The 23,284-nt window shown below is 52.6% G+C and carries 22 protein-coding genes, 1 tRNA gene and 1 pseudogene; 17 read left to right on the top strand and 7 right to left on the bottom strand.

Going from position 1 to position 23,284, the window contains the following annotated elements; genetic code table 11:
* A partial coding sequence (locus ACP7A4_RS14320; RefSeq protein ID WP_426247525.1) for an alcohol dehydrogenase catalytic domain-containing protein occupies nt 1-429 on the bottom strand: 429 nt, incomplete at its 3' end.
* A gap of 159 nt (nt 430-588) precedes the next feature.
* Here ACP7A4_RS14320 and ACP7A4_RS14315 point away from each other — a divergent pair.
* The 10 genes and pseudogenes from ACP7A4_RS14315 (at nt 589) to ACP7A4_RS14270 (ending at nt 8,577) form a co-directional block, all read left to right on the top strand.
* Nucleotides 589-1,503, top strand: coding sequence for a LysR substrate-binding domain-containing protein (locus ACP7A4_RS14315; protein ID WP_426247523.1), 915 nt, complete (start codon nt 589-591; stop codon nt 1,501-1,503).
* 117 nt (nt 1,504-1,620) lie between these two features.
* A complete protein-coding gene (locus ACP7A4_RS14310; protein WP_426247521.1) occupies nt 1,621-2,994 on the top strand; it encodes a transposase in 1,374 nt (457 codons plus the stop codon).
* A gap of 488 nt (nt 2,995-3,482) precedes the next feature.
* Entirely contained in the window at nt 3,483-3,701 is a 219-nt protein-coding gene (locus tag ACP7A4_RS14305; protein WP_203307097.1) for a hypothetical protein, read from the top strand.
* A 146-nt stretch (nt 3,702-3,847) separates the two neighbouring features.
* Nucleotides 3,848-3,922: transfer RNA gene (locus ACP7A4_RS14300), tRNA-Cys, on the top strand.
* Nucleotides 3,923-4,174: 252 nt separating this feature from the next.
* A complete protein-coding gene (locus ACP7A4_RS14295; protein ID WP_426247519.1) occupies nt 4,175-4,522 on the top strand; it encodes a metalloregulator ArsR/SmtB family transcription factor in 348 nt (115 codons plus the stop codon).
* 22 nt (nt 4,523-4,544) lie between these two features.
* Nucleotides 4,545-5,828: an arsenic transporter gene (locus tag ACP7A4_RS14290; RefSeq protein WP_426247517.1), complete on the top strand. Its 1,284-nt coding sequence runs from the start codon at nt 4,545-4,547 to the stop codon at nt 5,826-5,828.
* A 28-nt stretch (nt 5,829-5,856) separates the two neighbouring features.
* Nucleotides 5,857-6,327, top strand: a complete 471-nt coding sequence (locus ACP7A4_RS14285) for an arsenate reductase ArsC (protein ID WP_426247515.1) — start codon at nt 5,857-5,859, stop codon at nt 6,325-6,327.
* A gap of 9 nt (nt 6,328-6,336) precedes the next feature.
* Nucleotides 6,337-7,035 carry an arsenical resistance protein ArsH gene (arsH, locus tag ACP7A4_RS14280; protein WP_426247513.1) on the top strand — a complete coding sequence of 233 codons (699 nt, stop codon included), beginning with the start codon at nt 6,337-6,339 and terminating at the stop codon, nt 7,033-7,035.
* Nucleotides 7,036-7,044: 9 nt separating this feature from the next.
* A pseudogene (locus ACP7A4_RS14275) lies at nt 7,045-7,590 on the top strand (arsinothricin resistance N-acetyltransferase ArsN1 family B).
* Nucleotides 7,591-8,247: 657 nt separating this feature from the next.
* Nucleotides 8,248-8,577, top strand: a complete 330-nt coding sequence (locus ACP7A4_RS14270) for a hypothetical protein (protein ID WP_426247511.1) — start codon at nt 8,248-8,250, stop codon at nt 8,575-8,577.
* A 246-nt stretch (nt 8,578-8,823) separates the two neighbouring features.
* On the opposite strand, the gene ACP7A4_RS14265 is transcribed toward ACP7A4_RS14270, so the two are convergent.
* On the bottom strand, nt 8,824-9,399 hold the full coding sequence (locus ACP7A4_RS14265; protein ID WP_426247509.1) for a TetR family transcriptional regulator: 576 nt from the start codon (nt 9,397-9,399) through the stop codon (nt 8,824-8,826).
* Nucleotides 9,400-9,544: 145 nt separating this feature from the next.
* Between ACP7A4_RS14265 and ACP7A4_RS14260 the strand changes: the two genes are divergently transcribed.
* From ACP7A4_RS14260 to ACP7A4_RS14240, 5 genes are all read left to right on the top strand, one after another.
* A complete protein-coding gene (locus ACP7A4_RS14260; protein ID WP_059762963.1) occupies nt 9,545-10,645 on the top strand; it encodes an alkene reductase in 1,101 nt (366 codons plus the stop codon).
* A 56-nt stretch (nt 10,646-10,701) separates the two neighbouring features.
* Nucleotides 10,702-11,490, top strand: coding sequence for an SDR family NAD(P)-dependent oxidoreductase (locus ACP7A4_RS14255; RefSeq protein WP_426247507.1), 789 nt, complete (start codon nt 10,702-10,704; stop codon nt 11,488-11,490).
* A gap of 47 nt (nt 11,491-11,537) precedes the next feature.
* Nucleotides 11,538-12,407 carry an alpha/beta fold hydrolase gene (locus ACP7A4_RS14250; protein ID WP_426247505.1) on the top strand — a complete coding sequence of 290 codons (870 nt, stop codon included), beginning with the start codon at nt 11,538-11,540 and terminating at the stop codon, nt 12,405-12,407.
* A gap of 77 nt (nt 12,408-12,484) precedes the next feature.
* Nucleotides 12,485-13,483, top strand: a complete 999-nt coding sequence (locus ACP7A4_RS14245) for an NADP-dependent oxidoreductase (RefSeq protein ID WP_059762960.1) — start codon at nt 12,485-12,487, stop codon at nt 13,481-13,483.
* A 525-nt stretch (nt 13,484-14,008) separates the two neighbouring features.
* A complete protein-coding gene (locus ACP7A4_RS14240; protein WP_426247503.1) occupies nt 14,009-14,398 on the top strand; it encodes a hypothetical protein in 390 nt (129 codons plus the stop codon).
* 211 nt (nt 14,399-14,609) lie between these two features.
* Here ACP7A4_RS14240 and ACP7A4_RS14235 read toward each other — a convergent pair whose 3' ends face one another.
* The 3 genes from ACP7A4_RS14235 to ACP7A4_RS14225 form a co-directional block, all read right to left on the bottom strand.
* Nucleotides 14,610-14,993: a hypothetical protein gene (locus ACP7A4_RS14235; RefSeq protein WP_426247501.1), complete on the bottom strand. Its 384-nt coding sequence runs from the start codon at nt 14,991-14,993 to the stop codon at nt 14,610-14,612.
* 975 nt (nt 14,994-15,968) lie between these two features.
* Entirely contained in the window at nt 15,969-17,114 is a 1,146-nt protein-coding gene (locus ACP7A4_RS14230; RefSeq protein WP_426247499.1) for a serine hydrolase domain-containing protein, read from the bottom strand.
* Between the two features lie 155 nt (nt 17,115-17,269).
* Nucleotides 17,270-18,325 carry a fatty acid desaturase gene (locus tag ACP7A4_RS14225; protein WP_426247497.1) on the bottom strand — a complete coding sequence of 352 codons (1,056 nt, stop codon included), beginning with the start codon at nt 18,323-18,325 and terminating at the stop codon, nt 17,270-17,272.
* 596 nt (nt 18,326-18,921) lie between these two features.
* Between ACP7A4_RS14225 and ACP7A4_RS14220 the strand changes: the two genes are divergently transcribed.
* A complete protein-coding gene (locus tag ACP7A4_RS14220; RefSeq protein ID WP_426247495.1) occupies nt 18,922-19,704 on the top strand; it encodes an HNH endonuclease in 783 nt (260 codons plus the stop codon).
* On the opposite strand, the gene ACP7A4_RS14215 is transcribed toward ACP7A4_RS14220, so the two are convergent.
* Together ACP7A4_RS14215 and ACP7A4_RS14210 are read right to left on the bottom strand one after the other, a co-directional pair.
* Nucleotides 19,676-20,167: a hypothetical protein gene (locus tag ACP7A4_RS14215; RefSeq protein WP_426247493.1), complete on the bottom strand. Its 492-nt coding sequence runs from the start codon at nt 20,165-20,167 to the stop codon at nt 19,676-19,678. The genes ACP7A4_RS14220 and ACP7A4_RS14215 overlap by 29 nt on opposite strands.
* 102 nt (nt 20,168-20,269) lie before the next feature.
* On the bottom strand, nt 20,270-21,505 hold the full coding sequence (locus ACP7A4_RS14210) for a VWA domain-containing protein (protein ID WP_426247491.1): 1,236 nt from the start codon (nt 21,503-21,505) through the stop codon (nt 20,270-20,272).
* A gap of 171 nt (nt 21,506-21,676) precedes the next feature.
* Here ACP7A4_RS14210 and ACP7A4_RS14205 point away from each other — a divergent pair, with 171 nt between their 5' ends.
* Nucleotides 21,677-23,257, top strand: a complete 1,581-nt coding sequence (locus tag ACP7A4_RS14205) for an ABC transporter substrate-binding protein (RefSeq protein WP_059762954.1) — start codon at nt 21,677-21,679, stop codon at nt 23,255-23,257.
* The last annotated feature ends 27 nt before the right edge of the window (nt 23,258-23,284 follow it).

Here is a 23,284-nt window from a genome sequence, read left to right as displayed (position 1 = left end):
AATCGGTAGTGTCGAAGCCTCCTCGTCGGACATGTTGTCGGGCGCACGAACAGCGCTTTCTTCGTGAATTATCATGTACTCAGCCAAGCCACCTGGCAGCGGCATGCCAAAGCAGTAGGTAGGTTCGTCCAGCCTTGGCTCACCATCAATCCAGCGCGAGTAGAGGTGCGAGTTGACGCGGTCGCCCACTTTGAATCGGCTTACGCCTTCGCCCAAGGCGACTACAGTGCCCGATGCATCGCTGACCGGGATCAGTGGCTTGGGTACCAGGTGAGGTTCGTAGAAGCCATCGACGATGGCCTTGTCGCGGAAATTCAAGGAAACCGCGCCAATTTTTACCAACAACTCGCCGGCCTTGGGGACGGGCTTAGCTGTTTCGCCGAGCGCCAGATTATCGAGACCAAAATCGTTCAAAAGCCATGCTTTCATCTGTCTATCTCCAGTTAGGGGGACCTACTGGCGACATTCTTCCCAAGTCAGACCGCTCAATAAATACCCAGGCCGGCAAAGGATTGTTATTTTATCAGGCAACAATCAGGCTGCGAGCTTGCTATAAAAAGGCAACTAAATTCTGAGTGAGAAAACGTAATGGAACTGCTCCAGTCTATGCAAGTCTTTACCCGATTGGCGGAACTTGGCAGTTTCACCCGCGCGGCGGATGCCATGCAGATCGGCCGTCCGCAAGTAACTCGCGCGATACAGGAGTTGGAAACTTCGCTTGGGGTGCGGCTGTTTCAGCGCACCACCCGTACGGTGAGGCTCACCTCGGAAGGAGAGCAATTCTACGAGCGTGTTAAAGCGATTCTTGACGAAGTTGCGGGTGCCACGGCGATGTTCTCGTCTCCAGGCTCAACCCTGCGTGGTAGATTACGGGTCGATATACCCACCGCGTTTTCGCAGCCGGGGCTGATCGAAAGCTTGCGAGAGTTTTCCATCCTCTATCCTGCAATCGAGTTGGCCTTGGGGGTCACCGATAGAACCGTCGATCTGGTCGCAGAAGGTGTGGACTGTGCGCTGAGAATCGGCGAGTTACCAAGCTCTAGTCTAGTAGCCCGTCGCATCGGTATGGCCACTATGATCACCTGCGCAGCGCCCCAATACTTGAAGGAACACGGCGAGCCCAAAACATTAGAGGATCTAAGGGCGCACCGCGGCGTGACCTTTCTCTCTGGGCAAAATCAGCGCCCGCTGGCTTGGCAATTTATGGAAGGGGCTCGCGAGCAATCTCACATCTGCCGCCTGGGCATCACAGTCAACGAGTCCAACGCCTATGTCGAGTGCGGCGTCGCGGGCTTCGGCATACTTCAGGCCCCTGGTATTACTCTGGACCGTTTTTTAACCAACGGAACATTGGTTGAGGTGCTTCAAGCCTATCGTCCGCATCCAAGGCCCGTGTCGGTCCTGTACCCCAGCCGCGCGCATCTGGCGCCGCAGGTCGAGGTTTTTGTTAATTGGGTTCGCGAACAACTCCCCAAACTTTATGGACGCTGGCTAGAGAGTTAGCGCAAAGCGGAAGTGTGGGTGCGGAGTGACCGCTTTGGGCCGATTCTGTTGAAAAAGTAGCTCCCCTATCTGGCCTGCGGCAAAATATCTGCATTGGCCAGCAGGGAAGCACGCAGCATGATGGGACAGTTATCGAGTGGGCAGGATCGGCTGTTCTACTCGTTCAACCTTGAAGATCACATTCCAGCCAATCACCTTCTGCGCAGCATTGATCGGTGTCTCGATCTGAGCGACCTGCGCCATCACCTCGCCGATTTTTACAGCCCAATTGGGCGTCCTTCGATTGACCCTGAGCTTATGATCCGCATGCTGATCGTGGGCTATTGCTACGGTATTCGCTCCGAGCGGCGGCTGTGCGAAGAGACCCATTTGAACCTGGCGTATCGCTGGTTCTGCCGGTTAAGTCTTGAAGATGAAGTCCCCAATCACTCGACCTTTTCCAAAAAACGACACGGCCGATTTCGGGACAGCGATCTCTTTCGCTGGCTGTTCAATGAAGTGCTGCGTCGTTGCATGGACGCAGGCTTGGTCAAAGGTGAAGGCTTTGCCGTGGACGCCAGCATCATCAAAGCGGATGCCAGCCGGCAGCGCGGTGTACCGGGTGATGAACAGGTCAACTGGAGCGATCCGGCCCTGAGCACCCGCGCCGTGCGTGAGTATCTTGAGGCACTCGATGAAGAAGCTCTGGCCGAAACGCTACCGAAGCGCCTATCGCTGACTGATCCTCAAGCCCGCTGGACCGCAGCTCCAGGTGGCCCAGCGTTCTACGCTTACTCCACGAATTATCTGATCGATACCGAGCACGGCGTGATCATGGATGTGGAACCCACACCCGCTCATCGCACGGCCGAAGTCGAGAGCACCAAGACGATGATCGACCGGGTCGAAGCGGAGTTCGACATCAAGCCAGAACGCTTCATTGGCGACACCGCTTACGGTACCGCGTCGATGCTGGCCTGGATGGTAGAGGAAAAAAATATCGAGCCGCATGTGCCGGTGTGGGACAAAACAGAGCGCAAGAACGACAGCTTTTCGAGTAACGATTTCCACTGGAATGAAGAGGCCGAGGAATACCGCTGTCCGGCCGGCAACGTATTACGCAGCGAATGGCGAGCCTTCAAAAACGAGCGTTCGCACGTCACCAAAGCCAACACCATCATCTTCCGATCCCGGCAGACCGACTGCGTTGCCTGTCCGATGAAAGCCAAGTGCTGCCCGCACACTGCGTTCCGCAAGATCGCCCGCAGCATCCATGAAGCCGCGCGCGATGTGGCCCGGCGAATCGCAACGACACCTGCGTACGTGCGCTCTCGCCACGAACGTAAGAAGGTCGAAATGTTGTTTGCCCACCTCAAGCGCATCCTGAAACTGGATCGCCTGAGACTACGTGGCATGAGTGGCGCGACTGATGAATTCACGCTGGCCGCTGCGGTACAGAACCTGCGACGGCTGGCTAAATTTACATCTCAAGGGCCACCTGTCACGGGATAGGTGCGCCTGCACTCAGCAAAAAACCTCAAATAAACCCACTAACTGAGCAGCAACGGTCAACGAAGGGCCGAGAAACCACTCAATGTGGTGAGTCGGTTCTTAGCCGATGGTCGTGCCTGAGTTCAGGTCAGCTGAAAAACCGACTTTTTCAACAGAATCGGCCGAATGCTGACGATCACCTGGCAATGCTAATCCTTAGTGTTGGGAGGCCTAGGTTCGGGTGGCGGTATACCAAAACCTACCCTGAATGCCACAGCTTATCGTTTGCTAATGCACGAGAAACCATTGATTTTTTTGATCCTTGACTAAGAAATTTATTCATATATTACAATGATATAAGGTTTTGTTAGATCGAGCATGGGGTGCTAGGCGGGTAGGGGCATGCCGTTACATTTCAGATCGTGGACTGGACTCAAAACATCCCTAGCAAGCCAAGAAAGTTGAGGATGAACTAGTCTTCTACAAATCCAACTTTCAGGACGATAGTCATGCCTTCTCACTCCGAATCCAATATTGCCATGGCAGATGCTCTGACATTGTTACTGCACAATCAGCATGCGCTAGCGGCGGCGGTAGAGGAGGTCACGAAATGGCTTTCTGACAATGGCATACAGCGTGTTGCAGATAACGCACTCGTTGCCATGGAAACGCTGGACACAAATGCACAAGCGCTTACAGATACTATTACGCGCCTCCGAAACGTTTAGGGGGTATTACCCTGGAGCTTATTCACCCAGCGGAGTGCTGTTAAATTGATGGTTTTTTGGGTCCAGAACCTAAGGCCGAGTCTAGGCGGAATGAGGCTTACAAGGCGTAAGATATTTCCGAGTAATGGGACACCAAATGCCATGCAGGCCACGGTTCTAAAGGAATCAAGACACGGATTGCAAATCCGCCCACGCCGGTTCGATTCCGGCCTCGGCCTCCATACAGAAAACCCCGTAGATCACCGTCTACGGGGGTTTTTTATGCCTGCGATTTGACGATAGCTTCCGCGATTTTTTGGGTTGCTTCCGCAAGCAGCCTCTTGAATCCGTAGCTGGAGCCTTGTGACGGAGGGTTGGGTTATTATAGCCTGAGTAGCCTGCTTTCGGCCAAAAGCAGACAGTCGACATGAAGTTACTTGCTAGATATATGTGGATATGCGTATATTCGATTTTTCATATATGCAGAGCGGCCCATGATCACTCCTCCCGAAGTCTTTAAGAGCCTCGCTGACGAAACCCGCGTCCGCGCCATGCTGCTCATCGCCAATCAAGGTGAACTCTGCGTCTGCGAACTGATGTGTGCGCTTGACGACAATCAGCCGAAAATCAGCCGCCACCTCGCGCAACTGCGCAGCAATGATTTGCTGCTCGATCGCCGTCAGGGCCAGTGGGTCTATTACCGTCTCAACCCGGATCTGCCAACGTGGGTACGCGAAATCCTGCAAGTGACGTCCCTGGCCAATGCTGACTGGATCAAGGATAACGTCACCCGTCTGCAGAACATGGACGGACGCCCGGTGAGCGAAGCTGCCTGCTGCTGAATCCGGATTAGAGAGTTTTGAAATGTTGCTGGCTTTCGCTGTTTTCGTCTTCACCCTCGCACTGGTCATCTGGCAACCCAAAGGATTGGGCGTCGGTTGGAGCGCCACGTTCGGTGCCGTGATCGCCCTTGCTGTCGGTGCCGTTTCGCTGCAGGACATTCCCACAGTGTGGGCCATCGTCTGGAACGCCACCGCCACGTTTATCGCGGTGATCATCATCAGCCTTCTGCTGGATGAAGCCGGCTTCTTTGAATGGGCGGCACTCCACGTTGCACGATGGGCAAAGGGCAGTGGTTATCGATTGTTCGCGTTCTGCGTGTTGCTTGGCGCGGCGGTGGCGGCGGTATTCGCTAACGACGGTGCGGCGCTGATCCTTACGCCCATTGTGATGTCGATGTTGCTGGCGCTGCGCTTTTCACCGGCGGCGACGTTGGCATTCGTGATGGCAGCAGGGTTCATTGCCGACACGGCCAGCCTGCCGCTGGTGGTGTCCAATCTGGTCAACATCGTGTCCGCCGACTACTTCGGCTTGGGCTTTGCCGAATACGCATCGGTGATGGTGCCGGTGAGTCTGGTGAGTGTCGCGGCGACCTTACTGGTACTGTTTGTGTACTTCCGGCGCGATGTACCGCTGCGCTACCCGGTTGAGGCGCTTCAGGAACCCAAAGCAGCGATTCGCGACCACGCCACCTTCGTGGTCGGCGGCTGGACACTGCTGATATTGCTGGTCGGACTGTTCGCACTGGACCCACTGGGGATTCCTGTCAGTGCCGTCGCGGCAGTGTGTGCGGCGATCCTTTTTGGGGTCGCTGCCAAGGGCCACAAGATCGCTACCCGAAGGGTTATCCGTGATGCGCCGTGGCAGATTGTGGTGTTCTCGCTGGGCATGTACCTGGTGGTGTATGGCTTGAAGAACGCCGGGTTGACTGACCTACTGGCCGTCGTCCTCGACCGCTTGGCCGAGCAAGGTTTATGGAGCGCCACCCTTGGCACGGGCCTGCTGTCCGCGCTGTTGTCATCGGTGATGAACAACATGCCCAGCGTGCTGATCGGTGCACTGTCGATCCAGGCGAGCGACGCCCAAGGGCTCGTTCGCGAAGCGATGATCTACGCCAACATCATTGGCTGCGACCTCGGCCCGAAAATCACTCCCATCGGTAGCCTCGCCACGTTGCTCTGGCTGCATGTGCTGGAACGCAAAGGTCTGCGCGTCACCTGGGGCTACTACTTCAAGGTCGGCATTCTGCTGACCCTTCCTGTTCTGTTGATCACTCTTTCGGCACTGGCACTGCGCCTGAGCCTTTGATGCCCGCCAAAAGCGTTAGGAGCAATCCATGCGAGTTCTGTTCATGTGCACGGCCAACAGTTGCCGCAGCATCCTCTCTGAAGCCATGTTCAATCATCTGGCGCCAGCGGGATTCGAAGCGGTGAGTGCCGGCAGTTTTCCCAAAGGTCAGGTGTTGCCGCGCAGTCTGTCGACGCTGCAACAGGCCGGCATCGCCATTGATGGTTTGCACAGCAAAGGCAACGATGCCTTCGAAAGTAACCCGCCGGACATCGTCATCACAGTGTGCGACAAAGCCGCTGGCGAGACTTGCCCGGTGTATTTCGGCCCGGCGCTGAAATCCCACTGGGGACTGGAAGATCCATCCGATGTAGATGGTGACGACGAGACGATTGACGCAGCTTTCCGAGCGACATTGGCACGCATCGGACTACGCTGCCTGGCCTTCCTCGATCTGCCCTTTGCAACCCTCAGCCGCGATGAATTGAAAACCGCACTCGACCGAATCGGCACACTTTAAGGAGAACCCATGTCCGCCCATCTACCCAACCTCGACCTGACCTTGTTCGATGACGGTAAACCTGCGAAACCGGGCGAGCACAAACCGCGCATCCTGCTGCTTTACGGCTCGACCCGCGAACGCTCGTTCAGCCGTCTGCTGGTAGAAGAAGCCGCGCGCCTGCTCGAACACTTCGGCGCCGAAACGCGAATCTTCAACCCGTCCGGACTGCCCCTGCCCGACGACGCTCCGGTCGACCATCCCAAGGTGCAAGAATTTCGTGACCTAGTGCTGTGGTCGGAAGGTCAAGTCTGGTGTTCACCAGAGCGGCATGGTGCGATGTCCGCCGTGTTTAAGGCGCAGATCGACTGGATCCCACTGGAACTCGGCGCCGTGCGCCCGACCCAAGGCAAGACCCTGGCGGTGATGCAGGTCTGCGGCGGTTCGCAATCGTTCAACGTGGTCAACCAGTTGCGCGTGTTGGGCCGCTGGATGCGCATGTTCACCATCCCCAATCAATCTTCTGTGCCGAAGGCCTATATGGAATTCGACGACGCTGGGCGGATGAAAGCGTCGCCGTTCTACGATCGTGTGGTGGATGTGATGGAGGAGCTGGTGAAGTTCACCGTGCTGCTACGCGATCAACAGGCGCATTTGGTCGACCGCTACTCCGAGCGCAAAGAAAGCTCTGAGCATCTGATGGCGCGTGTTAATCAGCGTTCAATTTGAGAGGGTGGCATGTCTATTGAGTTAAGAGTTGCCCATACGGATTACGCAGAAGAAATTCAGGCCATTTACGCGCCAATCGTCGAAAACACTTCCATCTCTTTCGAAGAGGTTACGCCTACGGTCGAAGATATGCGGCAACGCATATTAACCACCCTGAAAACGTACCCTTTTTTGGTGGCTACTCGAGAAGGTCGAGTGATCGGCTAAGCCTGTGCGAGCCAGCATCGTGCTCGTGCTGCCTATCGCTGGGCAGTCGACGTTACAGTGTATATCGCTCAAAGTGATCGTCGCACTGGCGTTGGACGCAGCCTTTATGCCGCATTGCTTCCCATCCTCACACGACAGGGCTTTCGCTCTGCCTATGCCGGTATTTCGCTACTGAACGCCGAAAGTATCGCCTTGCACGAGCGAGTTGGCTTCAAGCCCATCGGCATATTTTCCGAGGTTGGTTTCAAACTCGGAGAATGGCACGACGTGGGTTATTGGTGCTATGTACTGGCCGGGGCAACAACTCCGCCGAGTGAAATCCAGCCATCTAGCGCTTTCAATGAATGATTGATCGTGAAGTATTGCATGGATTTTTTTATAAAATTCGCGAAGGACGTGATCATTTATGAATGTCTGCTTTTGGCCGATTGCCGCCATTTAGGGCAGGTGTGCCCACAACACTCAGATGATTTTGTGAAACAGATGGGATGAATTTGGTCGGCAGGACGCCGGGGGAGGGTAAAAATCAGTTCCGATACAAATATCTGAACCCTTGTAGAATGCGGTCTGTAGAGGCGCTGAAAGTGGCAGGTTTCGGAAAGGAAGGAAGGCTCCAGCCCTTGGCCCGCCGCAGCCTTCATATCGGTCTTGAAAACCGTCGACTGTAACAGGTCCATGAGTTCGAATCCCATCGCCTCCGCCATATTGCTACACCGACAGAGCCCGTCATAGACGGGCTTTGTCGTTTCTGGGGTTTGGGAAAAGGGTGTTGTATTGTTGGGCTAGCATCTGCTTCGACGTTTCACATCCCTGCCACGCCAGCGTCCAGCGAGGCGTTAGCTGCTCAGGTAGCTAGATCCAAAAGAGATGGGCTCTTCATCCTTATAAGAAAGCTCTTATTGACCCTTGGCTGAACGGGTCGATACAGTCCGCGCACTTCAATGGTTTGACCTGAACTAGTCGCTGCTATATGGCCCTGGTGCTTAAGGAAAATACGACCTGTACATGCGCCTGATTTATTCTGACGACCGAGAAGTACTTGGGGTTCGTTACAGTGAGATCGAAGCCCTTTTCTTTGCCAAATTCGAAGTCGAAGACGCTTTATGTACGCCTTTCCCCACGCTGAGCCTGTTTGATATCCAAACGTATGGCCGACAATTAAGCCATGAAGAAATCGTAGATGGCGTAGAAACAGGCGACACTTTATTGGTTGAAGATGATCCCTTCAGGGCGCTGAGCCAAGACACATTAAACGAGTATTCCCACATCACTGGGCGTGGTTGGACAGGCAGTTTCCATACGCCTGCTGTGGCCCGGTTGGAGGGGCATGTCTAAGGATTGAGCAGCCGGACAGTGTTCGTCTGCTTATGGCCGACTTCTACCATTCATCGATGGCATCTTTGGGTGGTTACCAATGATGTTCATGACATGTCCTCCACGTGGGAAAGGACAAGGATGGCTAACCGGAGCAACGCTCGCTAACCAGCCAAAAGCAGTGACTCATTCGTTTCGATCAAAGACGAAATGAAGCACGTCAGCACTGTTTTGCTGGGAGTCATCAATTCCCGAGACGAATTGAACCTACGATTGAATAGACAGTGATGCGGTCATCTTCGCGTGACACACCGCCAAAATTTCATCCGCCAGCGCAGAGTCGTCAGGACAGGCGCGCGATAACACGATTGCACCGAGCGCTCGCGCCAGCAGATCGATCATCTGCTCCCTGGCCTCACCAGCGGGAGCATCCGGGCCGTTCGGGCTTTTTTCGCTGAGACTTTGCAGCGTACTCTCAATGCCCTCCGCGAATGCTGACTTCAAATCGCCGGACTGGCGCGCAGCGTCGCCGCACAACGCAGCCAGGGTACAACCCGTGGCCCGGGCGTCGCGATGAGCCCTGGATACATACACATCGATGAAATCCTTGATGCTCAGTGCTTCAGCACTTATGAGCGATTGCGCAAGGCTATTGGCCGAGGCCTCAGCCATTAAGTCGGCCTTCGAGCCGAAATTTTTGTAGAAACCACCGTGGGTGAAACCGGCAGCGGCCATCAAGTCGGCAACGCCGACACCATCAAAACCACGCTCTCGAAAGATGGCTGAGGCCGTTTTAACGATGTGTTCACGATTTTCTAGGGCCTGGGCCTTGGTCACTCGCATGTTCGATACCTCGTTACCGCATGAAATTCATGGCCGTATGATACATAGATGTCGGTCATAATCAAATTCGTTGACAGCTTAGATTTCGATCATCATCATAAATGCCGGCAACATAAACTCACCGGCCGGCACGGAATAAACATTGATGAGCGACCCTATTTTGTTTTCCCCTTACACGCTTGGCACGCTGAAATTGTCAAACCGCGTGGTTCTCGCTCCGCTGACGCGCAATCGCGCCGCAAAAGGCTGTGTGGCGAGTGAGTTTGCTGCTGCCTATTACAGCCAGCGAGCCAGCGCGGGCTTGCTGATTTCCGAAGCTTCACAGATATCTCAGCAGGGACAGGGCTATCAAGACACGCCAGGCATTTACACACCTGCTCAGATAGAGGGGTGGCGCAAGGTGACTGATGCGGTGCACTCCAAGGGCGGGAGAATCTTCCTGCAGCTGTGGCATGTGGGCCGTGTTTCCCATGTCGATCTGCAACAGCACGGCGCCGCGCCGGTAGCTCCTTCTGCGCTTCGTCCCGCGACCAAGGTGTTCGTCAACAATCGTTTCGTGGACGTTTCCGAGCCGCGAGCATTGGCAACTCAGGAATTGCCGGACATCGTCAACGATTTTCGGCAAGCGGCGGCTAATGCCATGGCGGCAGGCTTCGATGGTGTAGAAATCCACGGTGCTAACGGCTATTTGCTGGATCAGTTTATTAAGGACGGCTCCAACCTGCGCACTGATGCGTACGGCGGCTCAATCGCAAATCGTGCGCGTCTGTTGCTGGAAGTGACGGCCGCCGTAGTAGCTGAGATTGGCGCTGATCGCACTGGCATTCGCCTTTCGCCCGTCTCACCAGCCAATGGAGTATCGAGCAGTGATCCGCAGGCTCAGTTCGATTACATCGTCGATCAACTCAATGCTCTGAACATCGTTTACCTGCACGTCGTCGAAGGCGCGACCGGTGGACCTCGCGACGTGGCTCCCTTTGATTTCGAGGCCTTGCGTCAGCGCTTCAAAAATACCTACATCGCCAACAATGGCTATGACTTGGACCTGGCCACTGAACGTCTTGCGGATGACAAGGCCGACCTGATCGCCTTTGGCCGTCCTTTTATTGGCAACCCTGATCTGGTTGAGCGGCTCAAGACCGGTGCGCCACTGGCCGCCTTTGATCCTTCCACGCTCTACGGCGGCGCTGCGGCGGGATACATCGACTATCCGACGCTTGGCGAATCCAGTACTGCCGCGAACTAGGTGCTGGTTGATCAGCCCTTCATTCCCCTTCATGTTTCCAAAAAAGAGCTGACATCATGAGTACTCGTCCTACTGTTCTTATCACTGGCGCCTCCACCGGCATTGGCGCGGTTTATGCCCAACGTTTCGCCCAGCGCGGGCATGACCTGGTGTTGGTCGCCCGCGATCACTCGCGTCTGGAAGCTCTCGCTGCAAGGTTGCGTGACGAACATGGTGTCACCATTGAGGTGGTTCTGGCCGACCTGACTCAACTGAGTGATCTGCACGCTGTCGAAGCACGTCTTCGGGATGACGAGCGCATCGGCATCCTCATCAACAATGCTGGTGCCGCGCAGTCAGGCACCTTCATCGAGCAAAGCACCGACAGCGTTGCGCAACTGGTGGCGCTCAACACCACTGCTCTAGTGCGACTGGCCAGCGCCATCGCACCCCGCCTGGCCAAAGCAGGTGACGGCGCTATCATCAATATCGGTTCGGTAGTGGGATTGGCGCCAGAGTTTGGGATGTCGGTCTATGGCGCTACCAAGGCGTTTGTGTTGTTCCTTTCCCAAGGCTTGAGCCTGGAGCTTTGGCCTCAAGGTGTTTATGTGCAAGCCGTATTGCCCGCAGCCACCCGCACAGAAATTTGGGACCGCGCCGGTATTGACATCAACACCTTGAGCGAAATCATGGAAGTAGATGACCTGGTGGATGCCGCCTTGGTCGGCTTCGACCGCCGCGAACCAGTAACCATTCCTCCGTTGCAAGAAGGCGAGCGCTGGGATGCCCTGCAAACCGCACGTCAGGGCCTTTTGTCGCAGATCAGGCAGTCCGCGGTGGCGCAGCGCTATTTGACTGAAATCTGAATCCTGCCGAGCAGGTCGGTCTCGCCCCGCAATCGGACGGAATACTTATGACTCTATTGGCTAGCAGCAATCAAACAGGTTCCCAGTGGTCATTTATCAACGCGCCGAACCAGTGGGTTATGGTGGGCGGCATACCTCTGGCCTATCGTGATTTGGGACCCAGAACCCAGGTCCCGCTGGTCATATTCAACCATTGGGGGGCTGTACTGGATAACTTTGACCCTGGGATTATTGACGGACTCGCAAAAAAACGGCGTGTCATCACCGCCCAATACCGCGGTATCGGTAGCTCGGGTGGCTCCGCGCCATTGACCGTCGGTGAGATGGCTGATGATGGCATTGGCTTCATTCGTGCGTTGGGTTTGGATAAGGTTGACCTGCTCGGTTTTTCGCTCGGAGGCTTTGTCGCTCAAGATATCGCCCTGAAAGCCCCCGAACGCGTGCGCAGGCTGATCCTCACCGGTACCGGCCCGGCTGGCGGGACAGGCATCGACAACGTTGGTTCGGTGACCTGGCCGTTAATGATCAAGGGGCTGCTGAGGGTACGAGACCCCAAGTACTACCTGTTCTTTACCGCCACGTCCAACGGACAACGCGCTGCGTCAGAGTATTTGCAACGATTGAAAGAGCGCCGCAAAGATCGGGACAAAGGCCCGACACCCCGCGCGCTTCTACGGCAATTGAAGGCCATTACGGCGTGGGGCAAGCAGGCGCCCCAAGAACTTGGTCGCCTGCGGATGCCGACGCTTATCGCTAACGGGGACAACGACATCATGGTGCCCACCGTCAACTCGCATGAGCTGGCAAAGCGTATCCCCGACGCACAACTGGTCATTTATCAAGACGCGGGGCACGGCAGCATTTTTCAAAACCATACCGATTTCGTAGCCAAGGCAGTGGCGTTCCTCGATACCTGACTGCCTGAACCTCTCATTGGCTCAACATTGATCGGGCCGTGGGCCATTCTCATTCCACTGACAAGAGCGGCTGTAACATGAAGGCATTTTTTATCGAGCGTTACGGCAAGCACAACGCAAGGATTGGCGAAGTGCCCGACCCTGCGGTCGGTGTGCATGACGTACTGATCCAGGTGCATGCAAGCAGCGTGAACCCGCTGGACTCGAAGATCAGAGCCGGGGAATTCAAGATGATCCTGCCCTATACATTTCCATTGGTATTGGGTAATGACCTCGCCGGTGTGGTCGTTCGCACGGGCTCGGCAGTTAAACGATTCAAGCCGGGAGACGAAGTCTATGCACGTCCTCCCGAGGATCGGATCGGGACGTTTGCCGAACTGATCGCCGTGAACGAAAGTGCGCTGGCACTGAAACCCTCGAACCTGGACATGGCTGAAGCGGCATCTGTCCCCTTGGCCGTGTTGACGGCCTGGCAGGCACTTGTTGAGATCGCACAGGTGAAAAAAGGTCAGAGGGTATTGATTCATGCCGGATCCGGTGGTGTCGGCACGTTTGCCATACAACTCGCCAAACACTTAGGCGCCTTTGTTGCAACGACGACCAGCACCGCGAATGTCGAATGGGTGAAGGCGCTAGGTGCGGATGTGGTCATCGACTACAAGAAGCAAGATTTTGAAACCGAATTGCACGATTTCGACGTGGTATTGAACAGCCAGAACAACAAAGTACTGATGAAATCAGTCGAGGTTCTCAAGCCCGGCGGACAGATCATTTCACTCTCTGGACCACCGACAGCAGAATTTGCCCAAATGAAAGGCTTGTCCTGGATGCTGCGGCAAGTCATGCGCCTGCTGAGCAGCGGTATTCGTAGAAAAGCCCGTAAGCATGGGGTGAACTATGCATTTTTGTTTATGCGTGCCGACGGAGCACAACTGCAAAAAATCACTTTGCTTATCGAGGCGGGCGTCATCAAACCGGTCATCGATCGCTCCTTCCCTTTTGAATCAACTGCCGAGGCGTTGCAGTACGTCGAGCAGGGCAGATCAAAAGGTAAAGTCATCCTAAAAATCAAGTAAGTGCACTACAAAAAAGCTCGTAGATAACGTGTTGGCCCCAAATATCACCTTCCAGCACCGGGATCAGAGGCACTGAACTTGAGACGTGCACTGGGTATTTCAGTCGTAGCCTGCTTCATCGCTAAACGGCGGCAGGGGGCGCAGACCAGATTACGGGGTATGCAACGCATCTTGAAAGGTAACCAAGTCTGCAAAATATGTAAAAACTGGAAGAATGGCTGGAACGATCATCGGTGGAGGAGCCTCGTGCATGGTGGTTAAGGATGCGTGTAGGGCAGGTGATGCCGAGACTTGTCGAAAAATCAAACTCAAGGACGCAGGTGTATTATCAGGAGGGCTGATAGGTGGTGCGCTGGCCGGTATGGCATCGGCAAGTCTTGCTGTCGCTTCTATGTGCGTGGGGTTGAGTATTGCCTTTGGTAGATCAATGGAGTTAGGCTGCGCAGTCGTTATAGTTGGAGTAGGTGCGTTCGTGGTTGGCTATGTAAGTGGAGAAGATGGAGACGTCATCTAGGAGAATCTCAAATGACAGTAAGTCTTGCTGATCAGGTGTTTATGGTGTTCGGCTTAGCCATCTTCGGTGGGGGATTTTTTTGTATAGGCATTTCTCTTTATATGGCTTATACAAAGATGGATTTTATGTTGGAGCATTTAAAGAATTGTTCGATTGTGAAAGCTCGCTCGCCGCTAAAGTACGGTGGGCCTTGGGGTAAGCTCATGCTGATTGGCTGGATTGCAGGGCTCTTCACTTTTCCTGAGTACTACCTGAAGCGTGGTGAAGCGAGTGCGGAAGATTTAAATAATTTCCCTGTGTGTTTAAGAAAGAAGTTGGTGTTGCTAAAGATGGCATCATTTTTGTTGATTGCTGGGCTGGTTGTTTTATTTATTCTTAGACAGTCGGGCTTGCTTAAGTAAAGTCTTTTTGAACATCCCTCAATTTTTACGCGTTGTTAGTTAGTCTGCCACGATGTGGACTTTTTATTATCCGAAATTTACCTATCATCCCGACCTTTCGCATCGTCGTAGACGGTGTTGTTATCGATGCGTTGATCAACGACTGCCTGCTGTTGCTGCTAAGTAAGTTCCAGTTATCCCCTCTTGCGCAACTCAACCGGTTGACACTGTTTTAAGGATGCCAAAAACCAAGAATTCCTTTTTTTATTCTTATTTCAACAAATTGTTGCTCCTCGAGCTGATCTTTGTTGGATAGGCGATAGAGAACTTTTTTATCTCCACTTTTCAACATCGCATATGGATAGCTCGCTCTGTCTGCGCGTTTATTGCCAAGCTCTACGACCCTGAACTGCTCAGTTCGCTCGGATATCGAGAAACAATTATTAACCGCACTTGCTGAGATGATGCCGACAAAAACAGAAGCAATATAGATGTAAGGGGCTTCGTGTATTTTCTGAGGCCGGTGTTGATTGGGCTTGTCAGTAGGATTATGTTTGTTGTGACTATAAGATATTTTGCAAGCCCTAAAATATAGAAAAGGGGTGATCAGTCCCAATGTTATTCCGATGCCTGTTAGGTAAATGCCGTCAATGACGTCATCATTAAATACGATTGTTTGATATGTATAGAAGGCAGGGATAAAAAAATTAAAATAATAAATGGAATATCTTTTTTGTATCTGAGGCTGGCTTATTGAGCTGTTTTTTTAAATCAACCAACTTTTCTGCTCCAGTCGAAACGCTTCCAGGCTGACAGGTATTAATATCAAGGCACCCAAGCTTGGCTGCAGGTTAACAGTATGTTTTCTCGGAAGTCAATTATCGAATATCTGCGCCCACCACCTCTGCAACGCGCCGTTTCAAAGCAGCGGTGAGGGTAGGGGTCGTGTTTGCTTTTGCTGGGAAAATATATTTTATGGAGTTTACTCGGATGAAATTCAACTCTTCTGCATCCTTGCTGGTACTAATTGGTTTGCATCGATAATCACTGGACTCATTGCGAGGGAGCCTGCTTCAGTGGTGATTATTATTCATAGAGTAAGATCAGGTTGTACTGCGTGAGGTTCATAGAATTTGAGCGCCTGTAGCTGGTTTTTCATCGTCAGATGCATCATGTTTCCAAGCCTGGATGGCTTGGTTTCAGTGGTAGAACCAAAAAAAGCCCACGTATTACTGGGTCTGCAACCAAGCGCCACTTCCCAAGTAATGGTATTCATAGTTTCCAGCAGGCCCTTTGCTGTATGTGCATAGACGATTTTTTAAAAAAGGAAATGACTCAGGCTAAACAGAGTTAAATGCTACTTCTGCCACTCTTAAGTGGTAAGCGGATAGTAATAAGGTGGCCTTATTAGTGTTCATATTTATAGTGGGGTTGCTTTTTTCTTCGGTGGTGCTTTATTGTCTGAAGTGTCCTCGATGCAAGTTTTCCGTGCAGTTGAAGACCACGCTGAAATTGAAAAGGGTTGGTGTGGCGATCGGGATAATACATAGATCAACTTGCCACTTGTGTCTGGCAAGTTGATCTGCATTTTTCAGATTGCCGCGTAGGCAAGCGCCGCAAGTTGCTGAGCGCGTGGATCAATCATTGTGTGAGCACCTGAGGTGGTTGTCACAAAGCTGAAGCTGATCTCACGTTCAGCGTCGGCGAAGGCAATTGGACCGCCTAGGCCTATATGACCAAAGGTGTTAGGCCCCATGCAGTGCGAGGCATCCGGATCGGCTTTTTGCTCCATCATGCAACCCAGGCCATAACGCATTGGCCGCTTCCAAATGCGATCCATGCCGTTGCTGTGCTCTTTGGTGAACTCATTTAGCATCTCTCTACTGATCAAACGCCCAGCCAGTAATGTGCTGTAAAAGCCGGCTAAACCACCTGCCGTGCTGTGTGAACATGCACCGGGCTGTTGGAAGGCCCACCACCTGGGGTCAGATGAGCGCTTGGGCGACATGCCTGGGTTGGTAAATGCCAGGGTTGAAATATCTTCTGAGTGGGTCACAACCAGGTCTCGTAATTGCTTGGAGTAAGGATCGCCGATTCGTCCTTTAGCCGCGTCAAAATGGGCGATGCGACAATAATTGTGTTCCTCTACGCCCAGATGAACTTCTAACCCATGGGGATGTGTTATTTCATCACGGATAAAAGTGCAAGGGTCGCGTCCGTCAGTTCGCCGAATCAGTTCCCCAATGATCCAGCCATAGGTTGTGGTGCCATACCCTAGCTCTGTGCCTGGTTTCCACCACAAGGGCTCAGCAGCCAAGACATTAACCATATGCTCCCAGTCATACATCGCAGGATTGTGGTCCGGCAGTCTCAACGCCGGAATCCCGGAGGTATGGCTCATTACATGGCGCAAGGTAATCTGACCCTTGCCGCCCTGTGCGAACTCCGGCCAGTAATGAGCCACTGGGATGTCTAGTTCTAACTTTCCTTGCTCAACCAGCATTAATGCAGCCACTGCTGCGAACGGTTTGACAACGCAAAAGGTGTTGACCAATGTATCTTCCAGCCAAGGTTTATTGCCCTCAAGGTCCGATGAGCCAGCCCATACATCGATGACAGTTTCATCGCCGATCTTAACGCAGAGTCCTCCCCCTCGCTCCTGTGGATCATTAAAGATAGACTCAAAAGCACACTTGACGCTTTCGAATTCTTTCGCCCATATCCCTTTTGCTTCCATGCTTAAGGCCCTATGCGGTTAAAGTGACTGTTATTGAACGTGCGTGTACGATGTCGTGATTGCGATTGTGCCAAAGGTTATGTTGAAGGCGTATTAACGCGCGTGCACGGTCGCTGGATTGTGCAAGTGCAGCGGATGCAAAGTATTAATGTGGGTTACGTGTCTGTCTGAGTTTGCGTGTAACGGTTGGCGCGTTTATAGGTGCCAAAGTCATTAAAGCGAACACCCGCTTCGGCTAATACCTTGTGAGCAAATGCTGCTGTCATTTGGCGAAGGTAGAAGGGGTCTTTAACCACGAAATGATGAATGCAATGCGTGCTTCCGAAGTTAAAGCAAAACAACTGGAATGGCCACAGCCACCAATGATTCATGACCTGCGTTTGCTGTAAAGCATTACGGGGCATCACATCGCCATAATAATGTATGTTGGAGCTAATAAAGAACAGGCAGAACTGGCGTATTATGTTGGGCGCGATGATGATAACCACGGCGCCATTTATCACGCTCATCAGCAGGGCGGTGGTAGAGGAAGGCTGATACGCAACGCCCATAATAGAGCACGCCCATGTGTAGAAGTGATACCCCAGGAACACATACCAGCAGCCCCAGTATAAAAGGCCCATGGGTGCATTTAAGCGAAGCACTTTGATAGTTAATCTGATTTTTTCTCGCCAGGTGGGCGCACACAAAGCATTCACAATGCCAAAAATGAATCCATCGACAAGTTTTAAAAAGCGCTTGGCGCCCCACGGGCTACCGCTGGTGGTAATCCATGCTTCAACATCAGTATCGGTGCCCGATTCTTTATGATGGTGAAAGTGCAGTTCTCGTCTTAGCCAAGGGCTTGGCATCCCTGGACGGGTGATCCAGCAAAGCAGCATCATCAGGTTATGTGCAAAGGGTTGTTTTCTGAAATATAAACGATGGATTAAATCATGCTCCAATTCATGTATGAGTGACGTCAATAAAGCATTTATGAGAATGCACAGCCATCCAGGTATCAGGCCTTTCACATACAACGTACCCGTGGTTACCATGCCCGCCACAGAAAATGCCATGACACTGGCACCTATCACGTTCTGATAGCCCAATAGCTTATATCGTGCGCGTAGATCATTACTGTGCTGTGTGATTTTTTGAGTAATGTCGTTTATTTGGGTTTGTTCTTTTTTTGACAGAATAGGGGTTGAAACTTTATTTGTAGTATTCATCACTTCATCCTTTGAAGACGATGGGTCGATTCCGCTTCACTAGAAAAGCACATTTAAATTTTAGGGCAAGTTTTTTGGATTTTCTGAACGCTTGGCCTGACGAGCGGATATATAAATTGTTATTTTGTCTGACAATTAACTTGTTTGTGGCTCGTTATAGGGGGGTGCTTATACGTAATCATCAATATGGAATATAACGGGCGTGGATGGATACCGATAACAGTCGGTTACTGAGCCATTCACTTTTTCAATCCCGCTGTGTTCCCATGGCCATGACATGTAAATCTGCCTGTGTGGCTCCGGCACAACGCGTTGCGAACAACTGACGGGTGCGTGTGTTTTTCTGCACGGGCCTACAATCCGTACCAATGCCCCTGTGAATCACATTTGCATCCGGTGAGGAGGATTGGATGCACGCCCTTTATGATGAAAAATTACAAGATGTGTAGTCCTGTAGGCATTTTCGAGTGAATGGGGTCGCATTTCACTCGATCAGCTTTGTATTCAGATCCACCTTCTATCCCCTCACAAGTCCTACCTAATAATGTAAATTCCCCTACTTTGTCGCTAGCACATGAATTTGTAGGGATGAGGTAATGTCGCAAGGTTGGAGTGATGAAGAGCTTAAAGCGTCTGTTGACGCATATCGTGTAATGCTTGAAAAACAGAACGCTCAGAAAAAGTTCGTTAAGGCCCATGTTTATCGGGAGTTAGCTCTGCGTTTTGGGCGTGAGGAAGGTGCTTTTGAGCGCCGGATGCAAAATATTTCTTCGATCTACCAAGAAAGCGGGTTCAATTGGGTTCAAGGACTTAAGCCACAAAAGAACATAGGCTCGGTCATCAAACCGAGACTGGTTGAAATGATCGGGTTACGTGCTGAATCAAACCTCGTCGACCATGAGCTTGATAAAGCTGAAACGGATGCTGAGCAGGATAGGGCGTTCAGCCCTCTTGATGTTGAAGACGCTCGTGCTCGAGTGGTGACCAGTATTATCCGACGCCGTGGGCAGCCAGCATTTCGTAAAAAAATATTGGCTACATACGACTATCGCTGCGCCATCACTGACTGCCAGCAGATTCAGGTCCTGGAGGCTGCACATATCCACCCATACAAAGGTCTACACACTCACGCAGTTACCAATGGGCTACTGCTTCGTGCTGATTTGCATACTTTGTTTGATCTGTACCTGATCGCTATCGAACCGCAAACCCGGCTGATTCGTCTATCACCCAAGCTGTGTGATTCGGCATACACACAATATGAGGGTATGCCACTGCGTGAACCGACAACGCTTTCAGAACGGGCCGGTACAGAAGTTTTGCAATGGCATGCTGATCATTGCACTTGGCTCAAATCCCCGAGCGGATCATCGGACTGAGCAGGCGGCTCCCTAGGCTTAGCGCTTCTCCTACCATTTGGCGGAGGTCCGCGCTGTCGTCATTTTTAAGGCATAGCGACAGGTTCTCGCCAATGGAGGGTGACGTTTGCGCGCCTTCAGGTTTGGCACGCAAAATGTTTAATCCATTGTTGGTCAGGATGACCTCGAAAAATGAAAGGTCTGACATGCCGTCAAAATGGATGTACCCCACGTCGGCCAGCCATTTAATCGTGGCAAGGAAAAGACGTTCCTCTTTTTCGCGAGTCTCCTGATTAATGTCATGCGGGGATTTGTAGTCGATGAAGGCTGAAGAATCAATTTTTACGGGCAGGGGAAAGTTTCGGTAAAGGAGTCCCATCACCAAGCCGGTATAGCAGTCGAACAGTTCGATGTTGTTCGATGGCAAGGCATTGATCGTGTGGACGTCTCTGTCTTTCATGTGACCAGCTAGTGCTTTGAACATGCGAACCTCTGTCAGTGAAGTCTGTTTGTCGCCGGGAAATCTTCCATATGGGTATAGCACAAGGTCGCTCAGCGGCTCTGACAAGCCTCTGAGCGTGTAAGGTCAGCCCAAGATGCCTGCTGATGTTGCGGCCTTCAGCCAGTCCGGGAACTCTTCCATCAACTGGTCGTACAGTTGTTCTTCGCTGATGTCACTGAGGTCGTCCAGCGCAAAAAAACTACAGTTGTCGACTACCCGCCCCGGCATATCATCAAGTTTTTCCAGCACCCCGTATCCGCGACCACCCAAGCCCACGAACTGCCAGAAAATCGGCAGTTTGGCGGCTTCGATCATCAGTTGGGTAATGGCGCGGTTTTCACTGACGCCGCCATCGCTAATGAACAGGACGTAGACCGGTGTACGGTCTGCGCTTTGTTGGTAATAGTCGATCACCTGGCGCATGGCTTTGGGTTCGTCATTGATGCGCCGGCCCACATTCCAGTCGCGCCAGCCCTCGTTATCCTGTTCAACAAAGTGTTGATAGTTGCTCAGTGTGACGGGTGACAATTGGCAGGTTTTGGCACCGAATGCCCAGCAATCCAAGGCCCCGTCGTCGTCGAAATGCACGGCCAGCGGCAGCAGGCGATTAATCACTTCTTGTACGCGGCCCTTGGCATATTGGCCGTGCATTGAGCCTGATGCATCGAGCACCAGCCCTACGCGAGCTTTAACGCTGTCAAGATTGGCTTTTTTCAGACTGACTTGGGCTTTTTTGGCCAAGCTGATCAATTGCGGGGCGGCCGTCGCGATTTTTTTCTCCAGGGAGATTTTCGCAGGCTCTGAAGCAGGCGTTTCGCTGACCGTTGCCCCAAAGTGGTTCACTAATGCTGCCAGTCCAGCGTTGAAACCTTGCAGATTTGCTGCCAGGCGCCACTCGCCATTCTTGCGATAAATATCTACCACCATGATGGCTTTCTCTTCGGCGAAAGTTGCGCCGTTGAAAGGGCAAGTGGCAAGCTCCTGATCCGCATGCATCACAGTGAAGTTGCTTGACTGGATATCACGCAAGCTGCCGTTTCCATCAACCGAGGCGCTGAACACCAGTCGTTCAATCGTCGGGGGCACGCGAGCGAGGTCGATGCTGAATTCGTTTCCGTTAGAGAGCGACAAGCTGTGGCAGGGGGATGCGGGTTGATTGAAAAAAACCATATAGCGGTCGTCAGACAGCCTGCCTTGTGCATCGAGGCCAAAACACACGCAATCGAGTGTTAACGAGCTTTTAATATTGATGGTCAGCGTTATCTGCATCTCGTGAGTAAGGGTTGTCAGCGCGAGCCGCTGGCCTTGAGCGATGAGCATAATCAGGTGGTTTCCTTGACGTTAAGTCAGTCGTTATAGGTAATAAATACTAAAAAAATCAGATGCATAACTGGATTTTTGAACCTGCGCTGCTATTACTGATGGGCATCCGCAAATGTGTATGGTCGTTACTTTATTATCGCGCCGATGCTACTTCTTTTTGGAGGACGAATGCCCAAGATCGCCTGCCTATGCAAAACCCTGGTAGCTGCGACCTTGCTGAGTGTGTTGGCGACGCCGGTGTATTCATCGCAAGGTCGGACCCTGAAGCTGGCAATTGGTGATGAACCCACTGAGGGGTTCGATCCCATGCTCGGTTGGAGCCACGGCAGCTATTTGCTGTTGCACAGTCCCTTGCTCAAGCAGAACGAAGACCTGTCCTGGAGCCGCTTTCTGCTTAGCGATTATCAAGCCAGTGCGGATGGCAAAACATGGACCCTTACGCTCAAACCTGACTTGAAGTTTTCCGACGGCTCAGCCCTGACAGCCAAGGACGTCGCGTATACCTACAACAATGCCGCCGCGAGCGGGGGCAAGGTGGACATGGGCAATTTCCTTGATGCACAAGTCATTGACCCTCTCACTGTGCGTATTCATCTCAAGGCCCCGCAAAGCACGTTCGTCAATGTGCTCGGTTCACTGGGTATTGTGTCTGCCGACAAGTACGACGCTAAAACCTATGCGCAAAAGCCAATAGGGGCAGGACCGTACCGGTTGACCCATTACCAGCCGGGGCAACAGCTTGTTGTGGAAACCAATCCGTATTACGCCGGGCAGAAAAACGACTTTGACACGCTGGTATTTGTCTTTCTTGACGAAGACAGTGCATTCGCAGCAGCGCAAAGCCAGCAATTGGGCATTGTACGAATTGCCCCTTCTTTGGCGGTCACGCCTGCGCAGGGTATGAAGCTCTGGGTGCGGCCCAGCGTTGAAAATCGCGGCATTGTGCTGCCGACGATGGCATCTGGCGAAAAGGATGCCCACGGCGATCCGGTCGGCAATGATGTGACCGCTGATGTCGCGATACGTAAAGCCATCAACTATGCAATCAATCGTCAATTACTGGCCGATCAAATTCTTGAAGGTCATGCGATTGCCGCTTACACAGGTGTGCAAGGGCTGCCGTGGAACAACCCCGAGGCGGCCTTCATAGATGGTGACAGTGCCAAGGCCAAACAGATCCTGAACGATGCAGGCTGGGTCGAAACGGCCAGCGGGACTCGCGAAAAAAAGGGTCTCCCTGCAAAAATCACCCTGTGGTACGCCAGTGGTGATGCGACACGGCGTGATCTGGCCCAGGCGGTGCGCTCAATGCTCAAGCCCATCGGCATAGACATGGATTTGAAGTCAGGCAGTTGGGAGACCGTCGAACGAAACATGCACGCCAATCCAACGCTTTTTGGCTGGGGCAGCCTCGACCCCATGGAGCTTTACCATCACTACAGCAGCGCAGCGGCGGGCGTTGAGTTCTACAACCCCGGTTACTACAAAAACCCGGTTGTGGATCAACATTTGCAGCAGGCACTGAATGCGCCGACCTGGGAGCAGGCAGTACCGTTTTGGCAACAAGTGGAGTGGGACGGTAAAACGGGCGTAGGAATTAAAGGCGATGCGGCCTGGGCGTGGTTACTCAATGTGCAACACACTTATTTGGCTGATCAATGCATTGATTTAGGCAAAGGCGCCCCAGAAATTCACGGCTCCTGGTCGCTGCTCAACAGTCTTGATAGTTGGCGGTGGACCTGTAAGTGATGTTCTTTGTTGACTCGCTTTAAAACA

Origin of the sequence: Pseudomonas sp. TWR3-1-1 (assembly GCF_049896545.1) — a bacterium.
GTDB classification, from domain to species: domain Bacteria; phylum Pseudomonadota; class Gammaproteobacteria; order Pseudomonadales; family Pseudomonadaceae; genus Aquipseudomonas; species Aquipseudomonas weihenstephanensis.
Note: the sequence above shows the minus strand (reverse complement) of the source record. Positions and strands in the feature narration are given on the sequence as shown.